Consider the following 12,687-nt stretch of genomic DNA (forward strand, 5'->3'; position numbering starts at 1 on the left):
ACATGGAAATAGTTTATAAAATATTGTTCTATGTAAGTGGGTTTATTATTATTTGGGCAATGATTGGTTATCCATTGTCGCTAAAATTATTAGGTAAGTTATTTAATAGACGAAAAGAAACAAAAGATTACAACTATCAACCTACTGTTACAGTAATGGTAGTTGCCCATAATGAGGAAAAAGTAATTCAAGAAAAGCTTGAAAATATTATTCAATTAAACTATCCGAAAGGTAAAATAGAATTTTTAGTTTCCTCGGATAATAGTACAGATAAGACAAATGAAATTGTTAAATCTTTTATCGAAAAAAACGCTGATTTTAATATAAGACTTTATGAAGTTGAAGCAAGAAAAGGAAAGACTAATGCTCAAAATGAAGCACATAAGACTGTGACAACTGAATATTTAGTTATGACAGATGCTAACTCTATAATGGATAAAAATGCAGTGAAAGAATTAATGGCTTCGTTCACTTCAGAAAATATTGCATATGTTACAGGACGTCTGAGTTTTATAAATCAACATTCAAGTGACGTAAGTAATGCGGAGTCAAGCTATTGGGATGCAGATTTAATGACTCGTAATATTGAAAGTAAAATACAAACAATAACTGCAGGTAATGGAGCGATTTATGCTTGCCGTACTAAGGATTATTATGACTTTGATCCAATAGAATGTCATGATAGTGCTATGCCAACACTTTATGCGATACAAGGAAAAAGAGCTATTGCTAATCACGATGCCATAGCATATGAAAAGGCTGGTGAAGTAATTGATGATGAATTTGGTAGAAAGGTAAGAATGAATCGTATTATTCTAAAATACATACTACCAGATATACGATTATTAAATGTTTTTAAGTATAGATGGTTTACTTATTTTTATTTTGGACATCGAACTTGCAGGTACATGTTATGGATATCGCATTTATTTCTCTTTGTAACAAGCGCACTTTTAGTAACAGATTCGTTGTTTTATATTATAGCTTTAATAGGGCAATTTTTATTCTATTTATTCGGGTTTATAAAAAAGGTTACCAATTCAAATAATAAATATCTTACGCTAATATACTATTATTGTGTAACTATTCTTGCCCAATGGGTAGGGGTTTATAGAATTTTAACTGGTAAAGCAAAACCGTTTTGGGAGAAAGCTGAATCTACAAGATAAAAAGGTCAAATTCTATTTATAGGTAGTTGTTTTCCTCAATTATTGTAAAAAAACTTGGAGATGAAGTTATGAAAATAGAAGTTTTAGTTTCAACTATGAATCAAGAGAACTTATCGATAGTTGAAAAAATGAATATTCAATCTGATTCAATCATAATAAATCAAACCAACAAAAATGATTATTGTGAAGATGTTTTTTGTGGGAAAAATATTAAAATGTATTCATTTAATGAAAGAGGGGTTGGGTTAAGTAGAAATAATGCATTAATGAGATCAAAAGCAGATATTTGTCTGATGGCAGATGACGATATGGTGTATGTTGACGAATATGAACAAAAAGTTATTAAGGCTTTCCAAAAACAACCAAATGCAGATATGATAATGTTTAATGTACCTATTCATAAAAAAAACGGTTCAATTAAGGTTAAAGTAAAAAAAAATGGTAGAATTAGATTTATAAATGCACTAAAATATGGAACCGTAAATATTGCTTTTAAAAGAGAAGCAATAATGAAGAAAAATATTTTATTTTCTTTATTATTTGGTGGAGGCACTCGTTATAGTTCTGGGGAGGATAGTATTTTCATTACTGATGCTTTAAAAAATAAATTAAAAATATATTCTTCCACTGAGACTATTGCTGAGATTAATGAAGATGGTTCAACCTGGTTTAACGGTTTTAATAAGAAATATTTATATGATAGAGGCGCTTTATATAAAAAAATTGGTGGTAACAAAGCATTGTTACTTAATTTACAATTCGTTCTCAGGCATAGAAAAAAGTATAATAATGACTTTAGGATGTTAGAAGCATTGGGAATTATGATGAATGGTAGTAAGGATTATTTTAAGAATACTTTCTAGAGGAACTTTATACTTAATTATTTCAAATATTGATTGAATTAAAATAAGGTACAATGAATCTTTGGCTTCCAAGAAATAATACAAGTTTTAATAGTCTATGTTGTTAGAAATGAGTGAACGTTAGTGAGTCTTATTAAAATAAATACATTTATATTAGTTATATATTTATATATAACATCTATAAGTTTGTTATTAGCACCAGTTATGAATGTTTTTGTAGCTAAAAATATTCTTTTAATTGGTTTGATTATATTTACCATATTTGTAAACAATTTAAGAATAACTAGGAAAATAGTAATCTTTTATGTTCTTTTAATATTATTTATTACAATAAATATGTTAACAGTTTCTTATAAAGATTTTGTTTTCGCAGATGGGGTAAACCTTATTTTATATAGTTTTACTCCTATTTATTTATTAAGTCAAAGAATAGTTTCTTTTACTTATTTCAAAGGTATTTGGTTGAAATTAGCGATTTTTTTCACATATTCTCTTCCCATTTACTATATATATCGACAAAACGGACTTATCTCATACTACGATATCGGATTCTTATCACATTTAAATATATTAATTATTTTGTATAGCTTATTAGTAATTAAGAAGAGAAGAAATATTGTAATGATCCTTTACTTGATTACGAATGTCTTTGTATTAGCTATTTTAGGTTCTAGAATGGTCTTAGTAGCTACAGTATTTACGTCTCTATGTACATATTTTCTACTTGCAAATAAGAGGAGTATTAAATTCTATATTAATACTATTATCTTTTTTGGGCTTGGACTGTTAATTAGTCAAAATTTAATAAGTATATTGATTTACATTAATGATACTATATCAAGTTATGGGCTGCGTTCTAGGAATTTATCCATGTTTATTGCTCAATTAAGTGGTAGTTATGATGATTTTGAGATGTTCTTAAGCGGTAGGGATTCTATATATCCTGTAGTAATTGAATATCTACTTGAAAAAGGTGTTTTCCCTTCCGGATTTGGAGTTGCACGTAACTTAACTAATGGTGCATACTACCATTCTCATAACTTTTTAATGGAGTTAATGCTTATATTTGGGTTATTTGGATTCATTTTAATTTTAGGAGTTTTTGGTAAGAAACTAATTACTTTGTTCAAGGCTAGGTATAATCAAGAAAATAGTATAATGTTTAATTTATTAGGAGTATTAATGGTCTCATTTTTAATGAGATCTTTAACAGGAACACATTTCGTAACAGATGTAATCTTTTTATTCTGTTTAGGAGTTATTTTATCAATAAAAAATAGTGAGTTAATAAAAAGATGACAATGAATTATTTTTAATTGGTTGAAGTTTATTATTTCCCTCTTTCTGTAGACTAGGGCTAATTATATAAAGTTAATATTAATTTGCAGATATTTATCTACCCTTTTTAAAATTAGAGTAGAAAATATAAGAAGGTATAATAAAGTTTTTTCAAGAATTTTAGTTGAATAGGATGATAATTATGAAGATAGTGTTCATTGGTTTTATAGATAGTCAAAATATTGGAGATCTTTTAATAGCTAAGGTTTTGGAAGAAAAATTAATGAGGGGTACAGAAGTAGTAAAATATAGTTTCAATTTTATTCCAGAGAGGGATATTAATACAGCAAGGGACCAGAAGGTTGAAGACAATGATTTTAAATTAGTTTTAAAAAATATTTACGGTAATTACTTTAGGAAGATTGACATCATTGATAGAATGCATCATGTTAAAATGAAAAGAAGAGTTGATAATAATCCCTATTTAAATAAATTAATAAAGGACATAAAAAGTTGTGACTTATTGGTCGTCGGTGGTGGTAATGCGATATTTGATTTAACAGAACACTCGTTATCAGCTTATAAATTTAGTAAAATATTTGAGTTGGCAAAGTTATATAATAAAAAAACTTTTATTACATCAGTAGGTATTGGACCTTTTAAAAATAAAAAACAAATAGAGTATACTATTAATACATTAAATAATGCGGACTATATTACGGTAAGAGATAAAAAATCATTTAATTATATAAAGTCTTTATCCGATAAGGTAAATTTATCGATTGATCCTGTTTTTCTGTTAGATAAACAAACAGATGAGAATTTAAAAGTGGATAATTATAAAGCGGAGATATCAATCTGTATATTAGATTTACTCCTAAATAAAGACAGCTCTAAAAAGTATAAAGAATATGTTTACAATTTTGCGAAATTGATAAACTTATTGAGCAATGAAAACTATAAAATCAATTTATTTTCAACTGAGCCAAGAGATTATCGAGCCGTACGAGATGTACATAACTTATTAGAAAAAAGTGATAATGATGATAATATAAATTTGGTTAACATTCATGATTTTGAAGGTTTAATAAAACTATACAGTCATACAGATTTAATAATAGGTACTAGAATGCATTCAATGATAATAGGGTTATCGCAATTTATACCTGTTATAGGACTCTCGTGGCAGGATAAAGTTGAAGAGATGTTTGAAATGATTAATCTATCTGAGGATGTATTTAGTATAAATGAATTTAGTGTTAATATTTCTCATATTCTTAAGCTAGTTGATAAAAAATTAAATAACAACCAATCCAAAAAGCAACTTCAGCGGTTAAAGAAGGAAAATGAAGAAAAGTTCGATATAAATATTAAATTAATGAATAAATTAATTGAGAGTGTTTCTAAAAGTCAAAGGGATAATCAAAATGTCTTCTAGTAGTTCCAAAAAACTATTTAATAATTCAATAATATTTGGTATTGGTGATATAGGAAGTAAAGGGGTTACATTATTACTAGTCCCTTTGTATACTTTTCACCTTTCGCAAAGTGAATATGGGTCAATTGATATTATTCAGGTTACTATTAATCTATTGATTCCGATTTTATCATTAAGTATTTTCGAGTCTGTATTACGGTATGTTATGGATAAAGAAGAAGACACTTCTACAGTTTTTACTAATTGTTTTCTTATTACTTTTATTAGTTCATTGTTAACTCTAATAGGCTTCGTTATTTTATATTACATTACCAAATATGATATATTATTTTATATTTGCGTAATAATAATATTGCAATTGTTTCAATCTTTATTTGCGCAATTTATGAGGGGGATTGGACATGTAAAAATATTTGCGATAAACGGTATACTGATTGCATTTACTGTTGCTCTCATGAATGTAATTTTTATTGCGTGGTTAAAGCTTGGAATTGAAGGTTATTTGTTAGCGACTGTTATAGGTTTAATTGTTTCAATTATATACATGAATTTTAATGTGAACACATTAAAATATGTAAGGATTTCAAATGTAAGTATCAGGAATAGTAGAATGCTACTCAAATATAGCATACCATTAATGCCTAATTCTATAATGTGGTGGATAATAAATGCGTCCTCAAGATACTTTATTTTGATTTTTGCTGGCACAACCTTTAATGGTTTATTTGCTGTAGCTAGTAAGATCCCAAGTGTACTGTCCATATTTAACTCTATTTTTTTTAAAGCTTGGCAGCTGTCAGCAATAGAAGAGTATGAATCAAGCAATAAAGTAGCTTTTTTCAGTAATGTATTTAATTATTATCAGCAATTTTTGTTTGTAACTCTTGGAGTTATTTTACTATTATTGAAGTTTATTTTTGAGTTTGCCATTGGTAGTGAATTTTATAATGCATGGCAATATGTGCCTTTTTTATTGGTTGCAGTATTATTTTCAAGCTTTTCAAGCTTCTTAGGAACAAATTATATTGCCTCTAAAGAGACTATAGGAGTTTTTAAATCTTCTGTTTTTGGGGGAATTATAAACGTTATTCTAAATTTAACAATAATCCCTTTATTGGGAGCCCTAGGGGCTAGTATTTCCTCAATGATCAGTTTTATAGTAATGAGTATTATGAGATGGCATGATACAAAAAAATATATACGTATAGAATATAATTATAAGAACATTATTATAAATTTAACATTTATATTTATTAGTATCGGTATAATGTACCTAAATATAGAATGGTTTTTTGAATTCACATTTCAATTAGTTGTTCTTATTCTAATTCTATTTAATAATAGAATGTTGTTAAACACTATTATGAAAGTTATAAGAGGTAGATTTAATAAAAAGCATTAAAAAAGATGAGAAATGTAAGATTGGTGACATGATAAAGTAGAATATTAGTTTGGATGATAAGATGCAGTAGAAATAATAAAATGAAGTAAGCAAATAAATTAATGGAGAGTAATGTTAAAAATTTAAGAATATATATCTTAAAACACATCTATCATCCGCACTAATATGTTTTAGGAGGATAAAAATGAAATTAACCGTAGCCGGCACTGGATATGTTGGCTTATCTAACGCTGTACTTCTAGCACAAAATAATGAAGTAACTGCGATAGATATTATCCAAGAAAAAGTAGACATGATTAATAACAAAAAATCACCGATTGTTGACGAAGAAATTCAGACATTCTTAGAAACAAAGGAACTAAATTTAACAGCTACAACTGATTCAAAAGCAGCCTTTAAAGAGGCTGAATATGTTATCATATCAACACCAACAAACTATGACTCAGAGAAAAAATACTTTGATACGAGTTCAGTTGAATCAGTAATCGAAACAGTTATTGATGTGAACCCGAATGCCGTTATAATTATCAAATCAACAATTCCGGTAAAATATACGAAGTCAGTCCGTGAGAAATTTAAGACTGAGAACATAATTTTTTCTCCAGAGTTTTTAAGAGAAGGTAGAGCACTATATGACAATTTATATCCATCAAGAATTGTTGTAGGAGAGCGCTCTGCACGTGCACGTAAATTTGCTGACTTATTAGCTGAGGGTGCCATCAAAGAAGATATCCCAATGCTATTCACTGACTCAACAGAGGCAGAGGCAATTAAATTATTTGCTAATACATATCTAGCAATGCGAGTTTCATACTTTAATGAACTAGATAGCTATGCAGAAGTAAATGGCTTAAATTCAAAACAAATAATTGAAGGAATAGGATTAGATCCGCGTATAGGTGATCACTATAATAACCCTTCATTTGGATATGGTGGTTATTGTTTACCTAAGGACACAAAACAGTTACTAGCTAACTTTGAGAATGTGCCTAATGCTATCATTAAAGCGATTGTGGATGCAAATGATACACGTAAAGATCATGTGGTATCAATGATTCGAAATCAAAAACCTAGAGTTGTTGGTATTTACCGACTCACCATGAAGATGGATTCTGATAACTTCCGCCAATCCGCTATTCAAGGGGTAATCAAACGTATAAAAGATGAAGGAATTGAAGTTGTTATTTTTGAACCTTCTTTAGATGAAGCAGAGTTTGAAGGCTTAAAAGTTTTAAAAGATTTTGCTACTTTTAAAGACATAGCTGATATCATAGTAGCAAATCGGTTAGACGAGGCTTTACACGATGTTAGAGAGAAAGTTTATACTAGGGATATCTTTAGTAGGGACTAGACGTTAAGGTAGTTCTAGTGACCACGCTAAATTATTTTGAAGTGAGGTAGGGCTAAGCAGAAAAACATTGGCTGTCGAGAGTACTCGGCAGCCGTTTTAATAATAATAGGGGAGTAGTTCGTGATGGAAGGTTTCTTTGATGGGTTTCTACAGGGGTGGGGATTACTTTGGTTTCTCATTAATTCTCATCCTGCGGTACCTTTTATTCTAGTCGGTAGCTTCTTGTTAGTGATTGGTTCTACCATCGCTGGAATAATAGTAAACACAATTCGAGAAAACAAGCTAAGAAAATCTGGCATGCTAGAAGTAGATACCATGTCTGGTAGAAAGTTTGAAGAGTATTTATATGCCTTGTTCAAAGGAAAAGGTTATACAGTGAAAATAACACCTGCAAGTGGGGACTATGGGGCAGATCTTCTTTTAACAGGGAAAGGGAAGAAAGTTGCGGTACAGGCAAAACGGTATAAGGAGAAGGTGGGCGTGAGAGCCGTACAAGAAGTCGTGTCTGCTAGAAGTTATTATAGCGTAGATGAATGCTGGGTAGTGACCAACAGCTTTTTTACCGAGCAGGCTAAAAAGTTAGCGAGTTCCAATCAAGTTCGGTTGGTTGATCGGAAGGAATTGATGGGCTGGATGTTGGCGGAGGTTAAAGGGGCTAGCTAATAATAAGCTATTAACATAGTCTTATTAAATGCAAGCCTCAAATACGACAAGCATAGTGAAATATTAGTATCAATAGGGTTTTACCCTATTGATACTAATTTAAACTTTAAGGATCAATAGTGTCTTGTATACATTAAACCTTACACTCTAACAAACGCCTTAATAGTAGCAATAGTTTTTCCTACTGAAGGTCCATGTGGTCTAATGGAATATTCTTTTATATGCTCAGGTATAATAAACGTTTCAGCATAATGAACAATAAAAGGCTCGAACTCACCATTTATACTTTCAACGATTGCTTCTTCCCCTTCAACCAAATTAAACACATTAACGCTATCATGTGTTTCATGATAGACGATTTTTGAAAACCAATGTCGTCTAGTTTCAATAAATTCTAAATCATGTAAACCTGTTTTTTCTTCGTACCATCCTTCTCCCTCGGCTATTAATTGATTTGGAGAGGTCAAATGTTCTTTTACCCAATTTTCATCTCTTGTCCATTGAATAGTATTTAAACCATGATGTAAGTGGATAGGTCTAGGTCTACCATCTAAATCAACTCTTCCCCAGTCCCATAGTTTAAATGTGTAGATATTTGGTGTCGAACTAATCTCAAGAACTACAGAGTTTTTTCCTTGTGAGTGGATGGTACCCCCAGGAATTGAATAATGATCGTGCTTTTTTATTCTCATACGGTTAACAAATTTCTCGTCGTCAAAATCTTTATTTCCTTTCTTAGCCTCCTTTAGATCTTTAATCATTTCTTCCTTTTCTATATTTTCCTTCAGCCCTAAATAAACAACAGCATCTTCCTCTGAGTGTAAGATATAGTAACTTTCATCTTGTGTATAATGCGCCCCAAATTCCTCATGGATATACTCGGTAGTGGGGTGAACTTGTAAACTTAAGTTTTGCCCTTTTATAGTATCTAAAAAGTTAAAACGAATTGGAAATTCACTTCCAAATCGACCATATACTTTATTCCCTAATAATTCTGTCGGATAGTAAAAAACTACATTATTTGCTGGTGTTTGAATTATACAATCACCGTACTGTAAAAAGATACTGTTCTCTTCAGGAACTCCATTGAAGCACCATGCAAAGTTCACTGGATCTTTATCCAGGTCGAATTTCTCTCTCATCCATTCTCCTCCCCAAATTCCTGGAGCAAAAAATGGAACGAGTCGAAACGGCTGTGAAACAATTTGTTTTAATCCTTGTAAATACTTTTCTTTTGAAATCAATTTCAGATTTTCTATATCGTTTCCGTCTATCCAAAAATCAACTTTAGATAACAGTGTTTTTTTTAGACGATCAGCTAATGGCCATTCAAAAAAATAAGAACGTTTCATTTTTCGTGATACTTGTTCATTTTGATTATTCGCTTTCCAATTTGGCATACCCTGTTGAAATCTTTGTTGGATTTCCCATCTGGATATATCTACATAAATGAGTGAACATTCTTCTGTGAAGAGGCTTGCTCCCATTCCATAAATAATGATAGTTTTTTTATCATTGTTTTTCATTTTCTCTTTGACAGCTTTTACTTTCTTATCATCCAAGAATTCCTTAAGTGAATGCGGGGAAAAAGTACCAAACACATCATCTTCAGTTAAATTACTTTTTATCATATCAGTAATTGTATGATGACTATAAAATAGATCATCAGTAAAAATCGTTTCATCAGCATTTAAAGGTTGAATTACATCACGATATAATTTGTCTAAATCTATCCCTGGATAACATTCAATTGCAATAAGATTGTTATCCAAAGCAATGGTTTTTAATTGTTCTACAATATGCTTAGACCCTTCCCATACATCATGTTTACGCTCAGAAACAATGGTTGTAGGGTATTTATCAAAGGTTGTCATTCGAATCCTTCACGCTCCTATTAGTAAAATTTAGATGAATAAATCGGTTTCTTTAATGTTGAAAGAACGAAAGAACTTGGAAGAATGATTAGTATACTTTTCTTCCAAGTTTTTGTTTAATTCTTTAAAGGTATTATAATTAGCACTTCACGTCTTCTTGAAGCCTCTTTCCTTTTTGTTGAATATTCGTGGAATCATCACTAATATTAAATGCGATTAACCCTTCGTTTAAAAGTCGACAAGCATTAATAGCATCCTCTGCATTATTGTAATGAGAAGAGGTCGCAATATGGTAAGAGAACTCATAAAAACCTGCTAAATCCACATTGAAATTTGTTTCCCAGAAATTATTCATAATCCAAGTGTAGACTGGCTCTTGATTCTTTTCTTCATTTTCTGATTCTGACAGATTAATTAAATGATGTTCTAGATTCCCCATACTAATTAAAGGAGCGTCTTTTAAAGCAATAGCTACACCTTTTTGTTTACTAACGTAAGCTAATCCATCCTGTAATAAATAAAATTCTTGGTTTGTATAAGGAAGTTGATCAATGCCTGGGCGGACAATACTTCCGGTTTTTTCCACATACAATTGTTCATTTTGCCCAGTTGTAAACGGAAGAGATGCATAAAGGTTTTCAGGCATCCAATAACTTTCTTTATGGATTTTTAATTTCACAGATATTTTTGGTAAATCATTGTAAACTTTTAATTGAACGGAATAGTGCTTGGTTCCTTCCATTTCATAATAAAGCTCAATTAATGAATAAACATCTCCTTTTTCGTGTACTTGTATATCGGTAAGTTTTGCAGAATATCTTTTAGTTGATACACTTTTTCTGTTTCTCCCCATATTTCTTCTTTCTTCAATTGGGTTCGTTTTTATTTCTGTTTGCTCATAAATCCCAATAAAAGGATTATATTTCAAATCTTTTCGAATCAATTCAGCATTATCACTTTTGTCTATAATACTTTTAATGCCAACTGTTTCATCAAGCGTAATTTTATAATGAAACGTTTCAACATAATGCGATGAGACATGGTGTTTACGACTTTCTAAATCTACAAGTTGAATATCTTGTATTCCTTCTGCCCCGATATGCGCATGATTTTTAGCCGTATAGTAAGTCGGATTTTCTTTTTGACGAATCTCTACAATTCTCTCTTCATTAGGTTCAAGCGTAATAAGAAATTCACAATTATAGCCATTGCTTGCAGTTGGAACAATTTGATGTGGAAGGGCTACTTTTGTATCGGAATCTATTAATTCTAGGAATCTGTTGAGTTCTTCATCTTTTAACTGCATTTCATCAAACTTTTCCCAATGACCAATAAAAATACTTGCTGTATCTGTAACCTTTTCCGAATGGGGGTTAATTACCTTATACTTTTTCTTACGATCTGGAATAAGGGAGACTTCTCCTTTTTCAGCTAGAATCAAATCTAGGTTTTCAGAAATCAATTCATCCGCTTTAGTAGCATAACCTGCTTTTCGTTGTTGCAAGCTATTCACTAGCCCATCCCAAGGTTCAGAAACAGAAGTTGAATATCCCCAAGTATGTTCCGCGTATCTCATACTGTTGTCTACATATTGTTCTATTTTTTTATCATCACTTATCTCTTGTTTAGGATCTAATTTATGACTCAATCTATATTTTCTTTGGGCTTCTCGGAATTGCTTCACACCAAGGGGGGTAGAACCTACACCATCAGCCCACCAATCATTCCAATCTCCTTTATAAGTTGGAATATCTTTGTCGTTCTCACGTAATACATTAAAAAATTCTTTTAAGGTTACCATTTCAATCTCGATATTCGCTTGATGTTTTTCATTCCATGTATTAATAAATTCTATTATTCTTCCATTTGGAGGAGCATTGTCACTAATTACTCCAGAAGCCATAATTGGAACGAAATTAAACGGGTAATTTTCATCGAGTAGGTTTTCAATATATCTATAAATTCTTTTCTCTGCGACTTGAAAAGGTTCAGAATGCACTTTCAATGATAGTTCATCACGTATTGTATAACTCGTCCCGCCATTAGGAACTAAACCTAATTCATTTCCTACATGATAGTGATCTCCCACCCAAACTAATACTTTATTGCCTTCTGGTGAGTCCCAATAAAAAGGAGTTTGCTTTTGATTAAGCGGGAAAAGTCCATGATGAGGGTGGATGCAAGAAAATAAATTTTCCACTCCATTTTGATACAATGATTCCGCGTATCCCCAAGCATATCCATTGATGTCAGCTGTCATTGCACTAGTTGGTTTATATCCCAAAGACTCCACCAGGTCTACCCCAGCTTTTAATTTTCGGTTTAATACTTCTTGGTCAACGAGTTCTGTCATATTTAAATAATTTCCCGAGACGTCAATTTCCCCGTTTTGGATATACTTTTTAAAATCGGTAATATACGTATCATTTGCTGACTTCAAAAAGTTTTCAACCTGCCACGTATTCTCGCATGTCCAACGAAATCCTTTCCACTCCGCTGCATTTCCCTCATGAATAAGGTTTAAAATATCAATAGCCTGCTTAATAAAATCAACATGGTATCGTTCTATCTTTTCCTGACGTTCTGTATAGCCAATATCTGTATGGGAATGATGAACAACAAAAAGTTTCATTTTCTTTTTCATAAATA

9 protein-coding genes are annotated in these 12,687 nt (G+C 30.9%); 7 read left to right on the forward strand and 2 right to left on the reverse strand.

The genetic code is table 11. The features are described 5' to 3' along the window. The first annotated feature begins 2 nt into the window (after positions 1-2). From ACTWPF_RS04065 to ACTWPF_RS04095, 7 genes are all read left to right on the forward strand, one after another. Positions 3-1,169, forward strand: a complete 1,167-nt coding sequence (locus ACTWPF_RS04065) for a glycosyltransferase family 2 protein (RefSeq protein WP_443148378.1) — start codon at positions 3-5, stop codon at positions 1,167-1,169. Positions 1,170-1,237: 68 nt separating this feature from the next. Further along, positions 1,238-2,032 (forward strand): glycosyltransferase, encoded by a 795-nt coding sequence (locus ACTWPF_RS04070; RefSeq protein WP_443148379.1) that lies wholly within the window; start codon positions 1,238-1,240, stop codon positions 2,030-2,032. Positions 2,033-2,155: 123 nt separating this feature from the next. After that, entirely contained in the window at positions 2,156-3,331 is a 1,176-nt protein-coding gene (locus ACTWPF_RS04075) for an O-antigen polymerase (protein WP_443148380.1), read from the forward strand. 181 nt (positions 3,332-3,512) lie between these two features. Further along, complete coding sequence (locus tag ACTWPF_RS04080; protein WP_443148381.1) at positions 3,513-4,748, forward strand: polysaccharide pyruvyl transferase family protein; 1,236 nt, start codon at positions 3,513-3,515, stop codon at positions 4,746-4,748. Beyond that, entirely contained in the window at positions 4,738-6,150 is a 1,413-nt protein-coding gene (locus tag ACTWPF_RS04085; RefSeq protein WP_443148382.1) for a lipopolysaccharide biosynthesis protein, read from the forward strand. Before ACTWPF_RS04080 ends, ACTWPF_RS04085 begins: the two co-directional genes overlap by 11 nt. A gap of 184 nt (positions 6,151-6,334) precedes the next feature. Beyond that, entirely contained in the window at positions 6,335-7,501 is a 1,167-nt protein-coding gene (locus ACTWPF_RS04090) for a nucleotide sugar dehydrogenase (protein ID WP_443148383.1), read from the forward strand. Positions 7,502-7,624: 123 nt separating this feature from the next. Continuing rightward, on the forward strand, positions 7,625-8,164 hold the full coding sequence (locus ACTWPF_RS04095) for a restriction endonuclease (protein ID WP_443148851.1): 540 nt from the start codon (positions 7,625-7,627) through the stop codon (positions 8,162-8,164). A gap of 140 nt (positions 8,165-8,304) precedes the next feature. On the opposite strand, the gene ACTWPF_RS04100 is transcribed toward ACTWPF_RS04095, so the two are convergent. Together ACTWPF_RS04100 and ACTWPF_RS04105 are read right to left on the reverse strand one after the other, a co-directional pair. Continuing rightward, on the reverse strand, positions 8,305-10,038 hold the full coding sequence (locus tag ACTWPF_RS04100; protein ID WP_443148384.1) for a class I mannose-6-phosphate isomerase: 1,734 nt from the start codon (positions 10,036-10,038) through the stop codon (positions 8,305-8,307). Between the two features lie 139 nt (positions 10,039-10,177). Then, positions 10,178-12,682: a glycoside hydrolase family 38 N-terminal domain-containing protein gene (locus ACTWPF_RS04105; protein WP_443148385.1), complete on the reverse strand. Its 2,505-nt coding sequence runs from the start codon at positions 12,680-12,682 to the stop codon at positions 10,178-10,180. Positions 12,683-12,687 lie beyond the last annotated feature (5 nt).

Source organism: Oceanobacillus sp. M65 (assembly GCF_052246275.1).
In the GTDB taxonomy this organism is placed as follows: Bacteria; Bacillota; Bacilli; order Bacillales; family Amphibacillaceae; genus Oceanobacillus_B; species Oceanobacillus_B jordanicus.